Below are 16,183 nucleotides of genomic sequence, written 5' to 3'. Positions count from 1 at the left end.
CCCACCTTTAGATCACCGTACGATCTTGTCGACTTGAATGCCCAGCTTTTTCAGGCGATACCAGAAGCTTCTTTCTGATATCCCGATCTTCTGCGCCGCTGCGGCCTGCACGCCGTTGCTCTCGTGCAAGGCGGCCAGGATATAAGCCTTCTCAACCTCCGCCAACGCCGCATCCAGGTCCTGGGGAATGCCGGGGCCGTCGCTGAGAATCGCTGTCACATCACCCTCGCTCGGTTTGGAGGCAAACAGATACCCCGGCAGGTCGATGTCCTCGATCACCGGCGTGGCCGCGACGATCGTCGCCCGCTCCACGCAGTTTTGCAGTTCACGAATGTTGCCCGGCCAGTGATACGCCGCCATGGCCTGCAACGCCTCGGGGCTGAAACCCGTGATGCGTTTGCCGGCGGTAGCGCTCAAGGTCTGGGCAAAGTGCCGGGCCAACGGCGCGATATCTTCCACACGCTCGCGCAATGCCGGCAGCGGGATCGGGAACACGTTGAGGCGGTAATACAGGTCTTCGCGAAACTCCTTGTTGGCCACCGCGTCCAGCAGGTTTTTGTTGGTGGCGGCGATCACTCGCACATCCACCTTGCGCTCACGCGGATCGCCCACCGGCTCGATCACCCGTTCCTGCAAGGCGCGCAAGATCTTGGCCTGCAACGCCAGCGGCATATCGCCTACTTCATCGAGAAACAGCGTGCCCTTGTCAGCCTGCTGGAAGCGCCCTACCCGGTCCGACACAGCTCCGGTAAACGCGCCTTTGCGATGGCCGAACATTTCGCTTTCCAGCAAGCCTTCGGGGATGGCCGCGCAGTTGACCGCCACAAAGGGCTTGTCGGCACGGCTGCCGTGCTTGTGGATAGCCCGCGCGACCATTTCCTTGCCGGTGCCGCTTTCGCCGGTGAGCAGGATGGTGGCGCTGCTGTCGCGCACCGAATCCACCGCTTGCAGCACTTTGCGAAACGCCGGGCTGTCGCCCACCAGGCTGTCGAATTGCGCATGCTCGTCCAGTTCGGCGCGCAGGCGGGCGTTGTCGCGCATGATGTCGCGAAACTGCAGGGCCTTGGCCACGGTGATGTCCAGCTCGTCGATATCGAACGGTTTGGCGATGTAGTCGTAAGCGCCGTTGCGCATCGACTGCACCGCATTTTTCACCGTGCTGTACGCCGTCATCACGATCACTGGCAAGTGCGGGTAACGCACCTTGATCTCGGCCAACAATGCCGGCCCGTCCATGCCCGGCATGCGCCAGTCACTGATGACCAGGTCGATGTCTTCCTGTTCCAGTACCTTGAGCGCATGCAGGCCGTTACCGGCGGTGAACACCTGGATACCGCTCTGGCTCAGGGCTGACGACAGCAAGTCACAGAGCTTGGGCTCGTCATCGACTACCAATACGTTATGCGTCATGACCTTCCTCGTCGTCTCCGTCATCGTCACCCTGAGCCGGAATGTACAGGCTGAAGGTGGCGCCGGCATCTTTCTCACTGGCGCATTCAATGCTGCCGTCGTGACTTTCCATGATCGAATAGACTTTGGCCAGGCCCAAACCGGTGCCGGACGCCTTGGTGGTGACGAATGGCGTGAAGATGCGCTCGATCATATCCGCCGGGATACCCTGGCCGGTGTCGGCGATGCTGATCAAGGTGTTGTCGCCCACGCTGCGAATGCCCAGGATCAATCGCCCGCCTTCGGGCATTGCGTCGATGGCGTTGAGAATCAGGTTGAGGCAGGCCTGCTTGAGTTGCTTGGCGTCCGCGTAGATCTTCGCATCCGGCGCCTGGTCATCGATTTGTGCGTCGATGGTGTGGCTGGCGAGCTCCGGCGCGCAGAAGCCGAGGATTTCATCCACCAGCGGACGCGCCGCCTGCAACACCCGGATGGGCGGGTTGGGCTTGGCGAAGTCGAGGAACTCGGTAATCAGGTCGTTGATTCGGCTGACCTCGCTGATCACGTACTCCAGATGGCGCTTGTCGGTTTCCGCCAGATCGGCACGCCGATGCAGCAGCTGCGTGGCGGTTTTGATGATGCCCAGCGGGTTGCGGATCTCGTGGGCCAGGCCCATAGCGACTTCACCCAGAGCGTGCAAGCGGTCGCGCCGGCGCAACTGGGCTTCAAGGTGATGCAGTTCACCCAGGCGTTCGGTCATGTGGTTGAAGGTGCTGCTCAATTGCGCCAGCTCGTCACCGCCGCTGACCAGCACACGGTGTTCATAATTGCCGGAAATCACCGCATCCACGCCTTGTGACAAGTCCCGCAGCGGCTTGGTCAGGCGCCGCGACACCAACACCCCGGCTGCCAGCGACAGCGCTGAGCTGAGCAAGAAAATCAGCACGAACAGATTGCTCTGGTTCACCAGCCCGACCAGGCTGGTATGGCGCAGCAGCCCGCTGAAAATCACGCCTTGCAGCTCACCGGCATCATTGAAGATCGGCCAGTACAGGCCGCTGTACTTGCTGGTGAATTGCTCGCTGGGTTGCTTGGTGCTACGCATCTCGGTTTCAACACTCTTCGGGATGCGCGAGGGATGATCCACGAAGCGTTGGGTCGAAAAAATCTCCGAGAACCCTTCAGGGTTAGCCAGGTATAGACGCAGGTCGAGGGAGTGCACATCGGCCACGCTGGTGAGGAAGCTGCTGTCCAGGTAGGTCGCCACCAGCAACAAATAGTCCTCGCCGTCACGGTTGGTCTCGAAGGTCGAGACCACCAGCCCCGTGCTCACCCCCGCTACTTGTACGGTCTGCAACACGGCGTTGCTGGTCAGGTTGATCTGCTTGACGATGTCATCGGCAGCCGTGCTGAACACCACCTTGTGGTCGCTGACGCGAATCAGCGCCACCACGTCAATGTCCGTGGCGTCGGCAATGTCGGCGGTCAGTCGATCATGCTTGGCGGCCTGCCTGGACGATGGCGGGCTGGTGTAGCGCAGGAACAATTTGGCCATGCGCGCGTTGTCGTGAAGGATGTCGCCAATCTCGTCCTTGACGATCTTGGTCGACTCCTGCAGCCAGATGCGCACGTTGCTGTCGAAAATCTGCGACAGCGTGGTCGCCGCCAACTCCGCCGCAATCATCGTGGGAATTACGCTGACCAACCAGAACGCCAGCACCAGCTTACGCTGGACGCTCCAGCGCGATATGGCAAAGGGGCGGGCTTTTTGGCGGGTCTTGGTGATCATCAGGTTTCGCTTATCGCAGCAGCCATGGCAGGGTCGGAACGGTCCGGTCGAATAAACATTTTTACTACTTTGAGCAGGCCGTTCACCAGCCGGTTACGGTGCCGGAAAAACAGGCTGTTGCCCTGGAACTCGCAGCCCAGGCGCAGCTTACTGGCATACCCGGCCTGCCCGCACTCGTACAACGCAATATTGTGTTGAATACAGTAGTCGACATTGGTCAGCCAACTGCGGAAGTACAGGTTGTATTCACGGGTGAACTCAACGTCATGCCCGAAAAACTTGTCCACCAGCCGGTGCTCGTCCACCAGGATCAGGTTGAATGCCACCAGATGCTCGTCGACCCAGTAAAGAACACACACCGCACGTTCTTCAAGGCGTTCAAGCACCCCGGTGAAGTAACCGGCAGGCAAGCGTTCGAATTGCAGGTCGGCACGGGTCAGCGTGGCTTCGTACAGGCGCATGATCTCGGGCAACACATCGTCGATGTTGCGCCGCCACTCTACCCGCGGCCCCGGCGCTCGCAGTTTGCGGCGCAGGTCTTTGCGGGTGGATTTACCCAACGAACCGAGGTAGGCGTCCACCGAGCCATAAGGCAGCGGCAACAGCCCGGTAGGCAGGCTTGGCATGCTTTGGAAACCCGCGGCACGGCAGCTTTCTGCCCAGTGCGGGTCGTTGGTCGGCGCGTCCTTGACCGCCACCAGGCCGATACCGAACTCGTCGGCATCCTGGCGTGCAGCCGCGAGCACATGCTTGAGCAGCAGCGGGCGATGCGCCTCGGGCACGCTGCTGGCAAAACCTGCGTCGCAGCGCTCGGCCACCGGCGAGCCGATGGCATACAGGCCCAACTGCAAAACACCCGGCCACAGTCGCTCCAGGCGTTCGGTCAAACGCTTGCCGGCGCCCGACACCGTAGTGTCGAGGCGATAATGCGTGATGAACGCGGCAGCTACCGCCACCAGCGTTCCATCTTCGTAAACAGCCAGGTAACGCCACCGGAAGTCATCGATAGCGGCGTTTTCCACGGCAACGTAATAGTCCCAGTCCTCCAGGGCACCGGGGAAACAGTCGTTCCAGGCACTGCGCTGGATGGCCCGGACAGTCGAGAAGGCTTGGGCGGTTATCACGTCAGGTCCTTAAGGCTTACGCCCGCTGTCGATAGTCTTCGGGTGCCTCGATGGCGTGGGCATGTTGTTCGATGAACTCGGCACTCAACTCGATCACGCGGCGGTATTGCAGGTCGACGGTGATCATGTGATAGCAGTTGTCCAACAGGATCTTGGTCACCGGACCACCGAGGTGGCGCTCCACGTAATCGGCGTTCCAGCGGCTGGTAATGTCATCCTCGATGGAGTGCAGCACCAACGCTGGCACCTTGACCTGGGGCATGCGCTTCTTGACCACGGCGTTCATCCGGTGCAACTCGCGCACCGTGATGCCCTCCATCGTCAGCAAGCCCGCCTCGCTGCTGTGCCCTTCCTTCATCTGGCGCTCGACGATCGCCCGCAGGCGCTCGTTCTTGATGCCATACGGCGGCTTCTCTTCGAAGCGACAGATATGCACGCCGAACGGAATCTTCATCAGCAACGGCGTCAGGAACGCCAGCTTGTGAATGCTCCAGCCGTCGTACTTCAAGGTGGTGGAATACATCAGCAACCCGGCCACTTGGCCAGGGTGCTCGGACGCCACGTACATCGACATCACCGCGCCCATGGACAAGCCACCGACAAACACCTGTTCGTGCCGCTGCTTGACCTGGACGAAGGTCTTGCGCACCCCTTCGTACCAGTCCAGCCAGCCGGTAGCCTGCAGGTCGCTGTTGCCACCGCAATGCCCGGCCAGGGTCGGCACGTACACCGTGCAGTTGCCCGCCTTGGCCAGGCCCTTGGCGACCTGGCGCAATTCCGTCGGGGTGCCGGTCAGGCCGTGGATCAGCAGGATCCCGACCGGACCTTCACCGAGAACGAAGCCGGCATCACCTTCACCGAGGTCGATCTCGATGTTGCTCACCGTTTGGTTGCCCGCACCAGCAGTTGTTCCAGGAGTTTCAGGCCCAGGTCGATTTCCGGGTAGCTGATTTCCAGGGACGGTGCCAGGGTGATCACGTTTTTGTAGTAGCCGCCCACGTCGAGGATCAGGCCGAGTTTCTGGCCATCGACGATCATGTCGCCTTTCATGCCTTCTTCGACCATGTAGTCCAGGGTCGCCTTGTCCGGGGTGAAACCGTCCGGGCCGCAGATTTCGCAGCGCAGCGCCAGGCCCAGGCCGTCGACGTCGCCGATGATCGGGAAGCGTTTTTGCAGGTCTTGCAATCCTTCCAGGAAGTATTTGCCCTTGGCCATGACCATCGCGCCGTAGTCGACTTCGCTGGTCATCTTGAACATTTCCAGGCCTACCGCCGTCCCCAGTGGGTTGGAGGCGAAGGTGGAGTGGGTCGAACCTGGTGGGAAGATCTTCGGGTTGATCAACTCTTCACGGGCCCAGATGCCGCCCAGTGGGTTAAGGCCGTTGGTCAGCGCCTTGCCGAAGACGATCACGTCCGGCTGCACGTCGAAGTGCTCGATCGACCACAGTTTGCCGGTGCGATAGAAGCCCATCTGGATTTCGTCGGACACCATCAGGATGCCGTGCTGATCCAGCACATGCTTCAACTCGCGGTAGAAGTTCATCGGTGGGATCACGTAGCCGCCGGTGCCTTGGATCGGCTCGACGTAGAACGCGGCGTATTCGCTGGAACCGACTTTCGGGTCCCACACACCGTTGTATTCAGTCTCGAACAGACGCGCGAATTGCTGCACGCAGTGGCTGCCGTATTCTTCCTTGGTCATGCCTTTAGGGCCGCGGAAGTGGTACGGGAACGGGATGAACTGCGCGCGCTCGCCGAAGTGGCCGTAGCGACGACGGTAGCGGTAGCTGGAGGTGATCGACGATGCACCGAGGGTGCGGCCGTGGTAGCCGCCTTCGAAGGCGAACATCAGGCTCTTGCCGTTGGTGGCGTTACGCACGACCTTCAGGGAGTCTTCGATGGACTGCGAACCACCAACGTTGAAGTGCACGCGACCGTCGAGGCCGAACTTTTTCTTGGCGTCGACTGCGATCATTTCCGACAGCTCGATCTTGCCTTTGTGCAGGTACTGGCTGGCAATTTGCGGCAGGGTGTCGATCTGTTGTTTCAGTGCATTGTTCAGGCGTGGGTTGGCGTAGCCGAAGTTGACAGCCGAGTACCACATTTGCAGGTCGAGGTAGGCCTGGTCTTCGGTGTCCCACACGTAGGAGCCTTCGCAACGGCTGAAAATGCGCGGTGGCTCGATGTAGTGAACGGTGTCGCCGTAGGAGCAATACTTGGCTTCTTTATCCAGAAGAATCTGGTCTTCGGCGGTAGCGATACGGATATCAGACATGGTGGAAGAGTTCCTGATTGTCAGCAGCAGTAAAGGTGGTGGCGTTGGCAGCAATGCCTTGAGGCAGTTGGGCCAGCAATGCAGGCACTTCGGCGAACGTGTCGAAGCGCGCATGGGGAATGTTGTGGGTCACGCAGTAGTCGGCGAGGCTGCCTTTGGCGAAGACGAAGTCGGCGGTCGAGGCCACGCACATGTCGGACTTGCCGTCGCCGATCACCAGCACGCGCTTGTTGCGCGGCGTGGATTTGCACTTGCAGTTGCCGGAGGCCGCACGGCAGGCATCGCTGGAATACGGGAAGTCGATGCGCCAGCTGTTCTGGTCGACTTGGCGCAGGCGGTTGGCGAGGATCGGCAGCAAGGTCACGTAGTTGCGCGACAGGATCCGCGCGATGCCTTGCTCGATGCCGTCGCTGACCACTTCGATGGTCGCGCCCAAGCCCATGACGTGGTCGACGAAGTCCGGGAAGTCCGGGTCGATCTCGACGCTGTCGAAATACGTCAGCAGTTCGGTTGGGGTGGCCTTGATCAGCGCCAGTTGGCGGCTCAGGCATTCGCGTGAACCGATATGCCCATCCAGCCATTCCTGTTCGATGGTTTCCCACTCGGGGCCGGCGAAGCGTTGGAGGACGTTGTCGATGACATCGGTGGGGGTAATGGTCCCGTCGAAGTCACACACGATATGCCAGTGGATCATCTGCCTTTCCTTGAGGTGAAGGGCCTTGGAAGAGAGCGCTCTGTGCGCTTGCAGAGGGTGTACAGCAGGGAGTGTGCCAACTGGCGATCGCCCAGCGGGGCTGGGGGTTTGGCAGGTATCGATGATGATATGTGTCGCACAAGCTACAATTTTTGGAGCTTGCTACAAACAAGATGAGTGCTTGCGCGAGGGGGGCCCTTCGCGCGTTCATGCGCGCATGTCCACACAAGGAAACCGTTTCATGCTCAAGGTCAGTTCTGCTGTATTCATCGGTTTGCTGGGGCTGTGGGGCTTTTCCAGCACGGCCCTGGCCGATCCGATCACCGGTGAAGTGGGCGCGGGCCTCAGCTATCAACCCCACGACCCTACCGGCAGCCGCTACGAAACACGTCCCGTGCCCTACCTGGACCTGGACTGGGGCAACGTCAGCCTGAGCACCGATGACGGCCTGACCTGGAGCGCGCTGAACACCAACGGTTTCACGGCTGGCCCCTACATCAACTACCTGCAAGGGCGTACGTCAAATGGCTCGCTGCAGGGCCTGCGCAACGTCTCGGACATGGCCGAAGTCGGTGGTTTTGTGCAGTACGCACCGGCCGAGTTCTGGCGGGTGTACGCCCAGATGGGCCAAACCGTCGGCGGCGGGCGCGACCAAAGTGGCGTGGTCGGCAAACTCGGCGGCGAGCTGGGCTACCCGCTGGGTGGCGGAATTATCGGCAGCAGCGGCCTGATGGCGCACTTCGCCGACGCCCGCCAAACCCAGACCTATTTCGGCGTCGATGCCGACGAATCCGCGGCCTCCGGCATTCGCCCCTACAACGCCAGCGCGGGCTTCCAGAACCTCACGCTGACCCAGAGCTTTGAATTCCCACTGGCCTCCAACTGGTCCCTGCTGACCAGCGCCAGCTGGGTCCACCTGGTGGGCTCGGCGGCCAACAGCACCATCGTCAAGGAGACCGGCGACGTGAACCAAGGCCAGGTGCAGACGGCGATCAGCTACAAGTTCGACTAAAACCACACACTTTTTTACAAACTGGTCTGAGCCTTGCAATAACGCCCCTGAATCCATTTTTCCAGGACGTTCTTCATGGCTCGCCCCGCTTACCGCCTGCTCCATCACTCGCTGTGGGACCTGATCCCCATTGCCATGGGCCTGGCGCATTTCGCCTTTGTGATCTGGTTGGTCGCAGCCTTCCATAGCCTGAGCTGGTGGGCCTTGGTGCCGCTGGCGTTGGTGTACGCGGTGAGCCTGTCGTGGAGCATCAACAGCATCTCCCACAACCAGATCCACAATGCCTATTTCACCCATCGCGCAGTGAACCGTGCCTTCGACCTGCTGCTGTCGGTAACCATCGGTTTTTCCCAGACGCTGTACCGCGACATCCACAACCGCCATCACCGTGGCAACGCCGACCTACCGGGGCCGGATGGGCAAACCATCGACCCGCTGTCGATCTACCAGCGCGGCAAAAATGGCCAGCCGGAAAACCCGTGGGCCTACACGTTCCTGAGCTTTTTCCGTGACGATCCCAAGCCGTTCTACGACGAAATGAAGCGCAAACGCCCGGCGGACGCACGTTGGGTCAAGGTAGAAATCGTCGTGACGGTGGCGTTCTATATCGCCCTGGCGTTCTACAACTGGCAGGCGGTGCTGTGGCTGCTGCCGTTCTGGTACCTGGGCCAGTGCCTGTCATCGCTCAATGGCTACTACGAACACTTCGGCGGCAACCCGGACCTGCCGATTGCCTGGGGCGTGAGTTCCTACAGCGTGCTGTACAACCTGATCTGGATGAACAACGGCTATCACGCCGAGCATCACTACCGGCCAAAGATGCACTGGACCAAAGTGAAGGCGTTTCACCGCGAGATCGCCGAGCAACAGCGTGAAGCCGGGGTCAAGACGCTGCCGGTGTCCCACGGCTTGGGTTTCCTGGTTGCACACCGTAAATAACCCTGACAGTACGCGCGGCGGTGTGCCAGGTAAGCGTGATGTGCCTGGTACACCGCGGCGCGCGGCAAGCCCGCTCACTACAAACAGCGGTGGCCTCAGTTTTCTTCGCCTTCGGCCAACAGCGCAATGCCGCCGATAATCACCGCCACGCCCACCCAGTGCAGTGGGCTGATATGTTCCCCCAGCCCCAGCCACGAGCCCAGCAACACCACCACAAACACCAGTGAACTCAGCGGGAACGCCAGGGACAGGCTGCTGCGTCGCAAAATCAGCATCCACACGAAGAAGGCGCCGATGTAGCTGCCGATCGCCGCCAGGATCCCTGGGTTGCGTGCCACATCCGCCAACCACTGCCAAGTGAGGTCCATCTGGCCCAACTGGTCACCGGCCACCTTGGTAAACAACTGGCCGGCGCTTTCAAAGCCGATCAGCAACGCCCACAGCACCACGGTGCCAAGGCGACCGTGCAGCCATCCGCTTGGACGTTCCACCACCATTTCCTGCGAATTCATGCCTGACTCCCGGCAATTGCCACCAACATCACACCCACGGTAATCACCAATGTGCCCGCCCATCGGCGTCGGCTGACGGTTTCCTTGAGCACCACCTTGCCCGCCAGCACCACGCCGCAATAGGCCAGCGCGGCCGCCGGGAACAGCAGGCTCAGCGGCGCACGCGACAACGCTTCAAGCCACACGAAAAACTCGATGGCATAGGCACCGATCCCGGCCCACAGCAATGGCGCATTGAACACCTGGCCCCAGAACGCATTCAGGCGAAAACCACCTTCCAGCTCGGGCAGGCGGTCCAGGCCGATCTTGAAACACAACTGGCCGATCACATCGAGCACGATGGAAAAGGCCACCAGCAACACCACGGTCAGGGTCACGGGAACAACTCCTCAAACAGGTCGATCAGGGCTTCATTGGTGGCGGCATTGCGCTGTATATCCTCGGCGCTCCAACGCTCGGGCGGAGGCTGGTCGGACTTGGCCTCCCAGCGCTTGAACGCGTTACTGAACGCAGGCGTGGCGAACTCGCCGCACACGTCGATGCCAATGATGCGTTTACGCGCCGCCAACGCTCGCAGGGCTTGCAACAAGTGGGTCAAGCGCATGCCGCCCTGGTCCCAGTTGGTGGCGGCGTCCTCGCTGGCCAATACGTCTTTGTCGATGGTGATCCAGATGGCCTCAGTGGGCAGGCTGGTGATCATCTGTTCCAGAAACTGCGCCCAATCCAACTCCGCGAGGTTGCGCCAGTGCAGGTGGTTTTCCTGCTGCTGGTGACCGGCGCCATCGCCCACCCGCCCCCAGACTTTCGACGGCGGATGCTGCCAGGGAAACAGCTGCAAGTGCCCACGCTTGAGGGCGCCCAGGTTGCCGCCGCGCAGTTGCGGGTTATGCAGGTCGTCGCTGCACGGGCCCAGCGTGACGATGCGTTTGATCGCCGGCATCTTCAACGCGCGGTTGACCCACGAGCCGCAGTGGCGCTTGGGCGCAAAGCGCACCCAGTCAGGGTGGTTATCGAAGTGGATCAGGCTGATGGGTTCTTTAAGGTCGGCCAGAAAAGCCGGGGTGAGGTGGTGGTAGTCACCAGAGCCGACAAACAGGATTTCCGGTCGCGCATCCACCGGCCGGGGCCGCTTGGCCAGGCGCTCGGCGAAGACCTTCCAGGTTTTTTCGGTGGACCACAGGCGCAGCTTCGGGCCCAGGTCCAGCAGGTCGAGGCGCGTGGCCTGACCGCTGGCCAACCGCCGGGCAATCGGAGCCTGGCTTGTTAGGCTGTGGTCGAGGTCAAGAATATTCAAGGCAGTGTTCCCCTTAGGCTTTAAGGGGGCAATGCAAGGGCCGGGCCAGCACTTATTTCAAGAACAACAAGAAACACATGTGGGAGCTGGCTTGCCTGCGATAGCGGTCGTGAATCTTGCATCGCTATCGCAGGCAAGCCAGCTCCCACATCAGCACGGTGTCAGGCTCGGGACTCGTTGATGATCTGCCGAATCGCGCCCACAAACGCCTCGGCCGGCTGGCCACCGCTCACCGCGTATTGGTCGTTGAACACGATGGTCGGGACCGAGCTCACACCACGCGACACCCACAGTTGCTCCTGCTCACGCACTTGGGCGGCGTATTCGTCGCTGGCAAGGATCTCGGCGGCGCGTTTCAAGTCCAGCCCGACGCTCTCGGCGATGATCGCCAGGGTGGCGTGGTCGGAAGGGTCCTGGCCGTCGCTGAAATAAGCCTTGAACAACGCTTCCTTGAGGTTGTACTGCAAGCCTTCCAGCCCGGCCCAATGCAACAGGCGGTGCGCATCGAACGTGTTGTAGATGCGGCTCTGGCCATCGGTACGAAAGGCAAAGCCCAGTGCGGCGCCCATGTCGCGGATACGCTCGCGGTTGGCCTGGGATTGTTCGGCGGTGGAGCCGTATTTTTCGGTGATGTGCTCGACGATGTTTTGCCCTTCGGCGGGCATGTTCGGGTTCAGTTCGAACGGCTGGAAATGGATCTCGGCCTGCACCTCGGCGCCAAGCTGGTCCAAGGCTTCGGTCAGGCCGCGCAGGCCGATTATGCACCAGGGGCAGGACACGTCGCTGACGAAATCGATTTTCAGGGGAGTACTCATGGTGGGCAACCTCGCAGGCAGAAACGTGCCGTAAAAGGCTCACGATACACCAATGTCACAGCACCTTCGAAGGCTCGCCCAGGTCAATCTGCGCCCAGTGCGCTGCGTCTTCGCGATGAGCTTGAAGGTAGGGCAACACGGCCGTCAGCAGCGGCGCCTTGAACGCTTCCTGGAAACGATGGGCCATGCCGGGAATCAGCTTCAACTGGCTGCCCTGGATATGCGCCGCCAGGTGCACGCCGTGCATCACCGGCAACAGCGGGTCGGCGGTGCCGTGCACCACCAGCGTCGGCACGCGCAGTTGGTTGAGCAACGGCACGCGGCTCGGCTCGGCGAGGATCGCCATGATCTGACGCTTCACGCCGTCCGGGTTGAACGCCCGATCGTAGGACAGCGCAGCCTGGTGCAACAGCGCCTGACGGTCATCCTTCACATTCGGGCTGCCCAACGCCGCCAGCAAATCGGCCTGTTGTTCCAGGGCCACTTCACGATTAGGCGCGCTGCGTCGCGACAGCAGTTGCACCAACGCCGCACTCGGCGCAGGCAGGCCTTCGGCGCCGGAGCTGGTCATGATCAAGGTGAGGCTTTCCACCCGCTGCGGCGCCATCGCGGCCAAGTGCTGGGCGATCATGCCGCCCATGCTCGCGCCCAATACGTGGAATTGCTGGATCTGCAAGGCATCCATCAAGCCCAGCGCGTCGTCGGCCATATCGCTCAAGGTATATGGCGCTGCCACGGGTAGGCCGAGCTTGTAGCGCAGCACTTCAAAGGTCAGGTTGGCGCTCGCGGGCGCCTGGCGCCAGGTCGACAGGCCGACATCGCGGTTATCATAGCGGATGACCCGAAAGCCTTGCTGGCACAGCGCGACGACCACTTCATCTGGCCAGTGAATCAACTGCCCGCCCAAACCCATCACCAGCAGCAAAGCCGGGTCGGACGCACGGCCGATACTCTGGTAAGCGATGCTGACCTTTTCCAGGTCGACCGTTTGGGTCGGGACATTGACATCACATCGAGAAGCCGCAAAAGACGGCAGGCCGAACAAGAGAGCGGCCAATAGAAAAAACACGCGCATGAAAAACACCGAAACGCAGAACCCCAGTAGAGCGCGAGTCTGATGAAGTTTGTTCAAGCGCGCTGCCACAGTTGCGTGACAGTTTGATGAAGAGTGCTCAGCGGTCATGTTCAACCTGCTTATCGACAGACCTGGCAACATGAGACAAACTCACGCCATTCTTAATCATCACAAATTATATTCATGGAGAGCCCGTGCTCGAGATCCGTCACCTCAAGACCCTGCACGCCCTGCGTGAAGCCGACAGCCTGGTGGAAGCCGCCGAGCGCCTGCACCTGACGCAGTCGGCACTGTCCCACCAGTTCAAAGAGCTGGAAGAGCGCCTGGGTATGCCTCTGTTCGTGCGCAAGACCAAGCCGCTGCGCTTCACCAGCGCCGGCCTGCGCCTGCTGCAATTGGCTGACGCGACCTTGCCGTTGCTGCGCGGTGCCGAGCGCGATATTGCGCGGTTGGCCGGCGGCACCGCTGGGCGTTTGCACATGGCGATTGAATGCCACAGCTGCTTTCAGTGGTTGATGCCGACCATCGACCAGTTCCGCGATGCCTGGCCCGAAGTCGAGCTGGACCTGGCCTCGGGCTTCGCCTTCGCCCCGCTGCCGGCCCTGGCCCGTGGTGACCTGGACCTGGTGGTGACCTCCGATCCGTTGGAGCTGCCGGGCATCACCTATGTGCCGCTGTTCACCTATGAGGCCATGTTGGCCGTGGCTAACCAGCATGCGCTGGCCAACAAGGCGTACGTCGTGCCGGAAGACCTGCTGACCGAAACCCTGATCACCTACCCCGTGGAACGCGACCGCCTGGACATCTTCACGCGCTTCCTGGAACCCGCCGACATCGAGCCGGCCCAGGTGCGGACCTCTGAATTGACGGTGATGATGATGCAACTGGTGGCCAGCGGCCGTGGTGTGTGCGGCATGCCGCACTGGGCGCTGCATGAATACAGCTCGCGCGGGTACGTGAAGGGCAAGCGCCTGGGTGAAAAAGGTTTGTTCGCGACGCTGTATGCGGGGATCCGTGCGGACATGCTGGATGCGCCGTACATGCGCGACTTCCTGCTGACGGCGAAGGACACATCCTTTTCCACACTGGATGGCGTCAGCGCGGTGCGCTGAAGTTGGAAACAATGAAGATCAAAATGTGGGAGCGGGCTTGCTCGCGAATGTGGTGGATCAGTCACAGAGGTATTGACTGACCCACCGCATTCGCGAGCAAGCCCGCTCCCACATTCGATAGGGTTTCACCAGAGAATTACGCCGTCAACGATTCGCGGTAGAACGGCAGGATCAAATCGCGCGTCAACGGCGCCAACTGCAGGCCACCGTCGCCAGCCGGGTCGATCCAACGCACCTCTTCAATCTCGGCCGCCGGGGTGACATTTACGTCGATGTTCACCTGGAACAACTCGGCTTCCACGGTGAAACCCGGCTCATTGACGGCCGGAGCAGAGAACGTGCCCAGGTAAACGGCGGCGCTGGGGTCGATGCGCAGGTTGAGTTCTTCGTGCAACTCACGGGCCAGTGCTTCGGCGGGTTGCTCGCCGGCGTCGATTTTGCCGCCAGGCTGCATGAAGGCCTGGGTACCGCGCTTGCGCACCAGCAGGGTCTGGCCGTCAGTGCCGATCAGGAGGGCGGCGGCGATGCGGATGGTGGAGGGCATGAGTGGTCTTCCTTGGCGGCAAAGGGCGCAAGGATCACATGACCGACAGGCTCGCCGCAATCAATGTGGGAGCTGGCTTGCCTGCGATGGCGGAGTGTCAGCCTGCCTATTTGCTGGCATGGCTATCGTTATCGCAGGCAAGCCAGCTCCCACATTTTCAGACCGTGTTCACGGCGGTATCTTTGATAAACACGCTGTATCGCGCGCCTTCCATGGTCTCGAAGGCAATCAACTTATCCACCAACGGCAAGTTCAACACCTTGCCGGCATTAAGCAGCAACATACCGTTATCGGCGTTCAGACTGCGCGCCAGCACCATGCCCTCCTCCAGTTCCCGAGTACCGAGCACCTTGACGTTGGGGTCGCCCAGGGTCACGTCATTGAGGTAGGTGGCGCACACCTGCACAAAGTCCTCGACCATGTTCGGGTCATACAGCCGCCCTGCGTATTTGCGGATGTACAGCAGCGCTTCGTCACTGTTCATCTGCCGCTCCAGGATCAGGCCTTTTTGCAGCTCGATGAAATCCACCGCCAGTTTGAGCAGGCGTGAACCTGCGGGAATCGCCTCGCCCTTGAGGTGGTCGGGGAAACCGCTGCCGTCCCAGCGTTCCTGGTGATGGCGGATCAGCCGTGCGGCGTCTTTCATCGGTTCCAGGGCCATCAACAGCGACTCGCTTTGCGTGGCGTAGGCGCGATAGCGTTCACGGTCGCTGCTGTGCAGCAGGTCCGAGGGCGAGGCCATCATGCTGTCGCTCCAACTCAACTTGCCGATGTTGTAGAGCGCTGCGGCCATGGTCAGGTCGCGGTTGCTGGCAGAGTCCACGCCATGGGCGATGCACCAGGTGCGCACCAGTTCGATGATCTGCCGGTTGGTCTGCTTGGCACGCGGCAGGCGCAGGTTGGCCAGCAGCGAGAACACTTCGGCGCCGGTGGCGTAGCTGTGTTTGAGTTCTTCGTAGGCCAGGTCGAGCATGTCAGCGGTTTGCTGCAGTTCGCTGGTGCGTGCGGCCACGCGTTTTTCCAGCGTGGCGTTGAGCTGCTTGAGTGCTTCGTTCTGCTGCAAGATCAGCTGTTCCAGGCGCAGTCGCTCACGCTCGGAATGCTGATGAGCCAGGGATTGGCGCAACGCCGACAGCAGTTCTTCATCGTTCCAGGGTTTGCTGAGGTAGCGGTAGATCTCGCCTTCGTTGATGGCCTTGATGATCAGCGTCAGGTCGGTCTCACCTGTAAGCAGGATGCGCACGGTGTGGGGATAGTGTTGGTGGATGTGCGCCAGCAGCGAAGCGCCGTCCATGTCTGGCAGGCGTGCGGCGCTCATCACCAGGTCGACGGGTTGGCTGGCGAGGATCGCCAAGGCATCAGCGGCGCAAGCAGCGCTGTACAGGTCGAAGGGCTCCAGCCGCAGCAGGTGGGTGAGGCTGCGGAGTACGTCCGGGTGGGCATCGATCAACAGCACCACGGCGCGGTCGGTATCGGTGAAAGTAACTGACTCTCCCATGGGACACCTCGGATCGTCGGTATGCGCTCCCTACAGTCTGGGCCTGCCTCCTTGGCGATTACTGAGTAGTTTAGTCGGTTTTTGGCAAAATGATGGCCTTCCGATATCAATG

Annotated in this window: 16 protein-coding genes; 3 read left to right on the top strand and 13 right to left on the bottom strand. The window is 61.1% G+C overall.

The window, feature by feature from the left end; all coding sequences use genetic code 11:
* Positions 1–12: 12 nt before the first annotated feature.
* From CFE47_RS09480 to CFE47_RS09455, 6 genes are read right to left on the bottom strand one after another with little or no spacing between them, the layout of a single operon-like run.
* On the bottom strand, positions 13–1,410 hold the full coding sequence (locus tag CFE47_RS09480) for a sigma-54-dependent transcriptional regulator (RefSeq protein WP_286836471.1): 1,398 nt from the start codon (positions 1,408–1,410) through the stop codon (positions 13–15).
* Positions 1,400–3,178 (bottom strand): HAMP domain-containing sensor histidine kinase, encoded by a 1,779-nt coding sequence (locus CFE47_RS09475; protein WP_286836469.1) that lies wholly within the window; start codon positions 3,176–3,178, stop codon positions 1,400–1,402. The genes CFE47_RS09480 and CFE47_RS09475 overlap by 11 nt, the downstream gene beginning before the upstream one ends.
* Positions 3,178–4,302, bottom strand: a complete 1,125-nt coding sequence (locus tag CFE47_RS09470; RefSeq protein WP_286836467.1) for a GNAT family N-acetyltransferase — start codon at positions 4,300–4,302, stop codon at positions 3,178–3,180. Before CFE47_RS09470 ends, CFE47_RS09475 begins: the two co-directional genes overlap by 1 nt.
* Positions 4,303–4,318: 16 nt before the next feature.
* Positions 4,319–5,185, bottom strand: a complete 867-nt coding sequence (locus CFE47_RS09465; RefSeq protein WP_286836465.1) for an alpha/beta hydrolase — start codon at positions 5,183–5,185, stop codon at positions 4,319–4,321.
* Positions 5,182–6,576: an aspartate aminotransferase family protein gene (locus tag CFE47_RS09460; RefSeq protein ID WP_286836463.1), complete on the bottom strand. Its 1,395-nt coding sequence runs from the start codon at positions 6,574–6,576 to the stop codon at positions 5,182–5,184. The genes CFE47_RS09465 and CFE47_RS09460 overlap by 4 nt, the downstream gene beginning before the upstream one ends.
* Positions 6,569–7,270 (bottom strand): MtnX-like HAD-IB family phosphatase, encoded by a 702-nt coding sequence (locus CFE47_RS09455; RefSeq protein ID WP_185707625.1) that lies wholly within the window; start codon positions 7,268–7,270, stop codon positions 6,569–6,571. Before CFE47_RS09455 ends, CFE47_RS09460 begins: the two co-directional genes overlap by 8 nt.
* A gap of 241 nt (positions 7,271–7,511) precedes the next feature.
* On the opposite strand from CFE47_RS09455, the gene CFE47_RS09450 reads away from it, so the two are divergent.
* A complete protein-coding gene (locus tag CFE47_RS09450; protein WP_286836461.1) occupies positions 7,512–8,282 on the top strand; it encodes a MipA/OmpV family protein in 771 nt (256 codons plus the stop codon).
* Between the two features lie 75 nt (positions 8,283–8,357).
* The gene (locus CFE47_RS09445) at positions 8,358–9,221 is read left to right on the top strand and encodes a fatty acid desaturase family protein (protein ID WP_286836459.1); all 864 of its coding nucleotides are present in this window, start codon (positions 8,358–8,360) and stop codon (positions 9,219–9,221) included.
* A 95-nt stretch (positions 9,222–9,316) separates the two neighbouring features.
* Here CFE47_RS09445 and CFE47_RS09440 read toward each other — a convergent pair whose 3' ends face one another.
* The 5 genes from CFE47_RS09440 to CFE47_RS09420 form a co-directional block, all read right to left on the bottom strand.
* A complete protein-coding gene (locus CFE47_RS09440; RefSeq protein ID WP_286836457.1) occupies positions 9,317–9,733 on the bottom strand; it encodes a DMT family transporter in 417 nt (138 codons plus the stop codon).
* Positions 9,730–10,110 (bottom strand): DMT family transporter, encoded by a 381-nt coding sequence (locus tag CFE47_RS09435; RefSeq protein ID WP_185707634.1) that lies wholly within the window; start codon positions 10,108–10,110, stop codon positions 9,730–9,732. Before CFE47_RS09435 ends, CFE47_RS09440 begins: the two co-directional genes overlap by 4 nt.
* Complete coding sequence (locus CFE47_RS09430) at positions 10,107–11,027, bottom strand: arginase family protein (protein WP_286836454.1); 921 nt, start codon at positions 11,025–11,027, stop codon at positions 10,107–10,109. The genes CFE47_RS09435 and CFE47_RS09430 overlap by 4 nt, the downstream gene beginning before the upstream one ends.
* A gap of 161 nt (positions 11,028–11,188) precedes the next feature.
* Positions 11,189–11,842, bottom strand: a complete 654-nt coding sequence (locus CFE47_RS09425) for a DsbA family oxidoreductase (protein ID WP_286836452.1) — start codon at positions 11,840–11,842, stop codon at positions 11,189–11,191.
* 55 nt (positions 11,843–11,897) lie between these two features.
* Entirely contained in the window at positions 11,898–12,917 is a 1,020-nt protein-coding gene (locus tag CFE47_RS09420) for an alpha/beta fold hydrolase (RefSeq protein WP_185707640.1), read from the bottom strand.
* Between the two features lie 194 nt (positions 12,918–13,111).
* On the opposite strand from CFE47_RS09420, the gene metR reads away from it, so the two are divergent.
* Positions 13,112–14,029 carry a transcriptional regulator MetR gene (gene metR / locus CFE47_RS09415; protein ID WP_185707642.1) on the top strand — a complete coding sequence of 306 codons (918 nt, stop codon included), beginning with the start codon at positions 13,112–13,114 and terminating at the stop codon, positions 14,027–14,029.
* A gap of 136 nt (positions 14,030–14,165) precedes the next feature.
* Here metR and CFE47_RS09410 read toward each other — a convergent pair whose 3' ends face one another.
* Positions 14,166–14,573: an NUDIX hydrolase gene (locus CFE47_RS09410; RefSeq protein ID WP_286836449.1), complete on the bottom strand. Its 408-nt coding sequence runs from the start codon at positions 14,571–14,573 to the stop codon at positions 14,166–14,168.
* Between the two features lie 157 nt (positions 14,574–14,730).
* The gene (gene nosR, locus CFE47_RS09405; protein WP_286836447.1) at positions 14,731–16,071 is read right to left on the bottom strand and encodes a response regulator c-di-GMP phosphodiesterase, NosR family; all 1,341 of its coding nucleotides are present in this window, start codon (positions 16,069–16,071) and stop codon (positions 14,731–14,733) included.
* Positions 16,072–16,183: the final 112 nt, after the last annotated feature.

The organism is Pseudomonas sp. PGPPP1 (genome assembly GCF_002255865.1).
Lineage (GTDB): Bacteria > Pseudomonadota > Gammaproteobacteria > Pseudomonadales > Pseudomonadaceae > Aquipseudomonas > Aquipseudomonas cremoris.
Note: the sequence above shows the minus strand (reverse complement) of the source record. Positions and strands in the feature narration are given on the sequence as shown.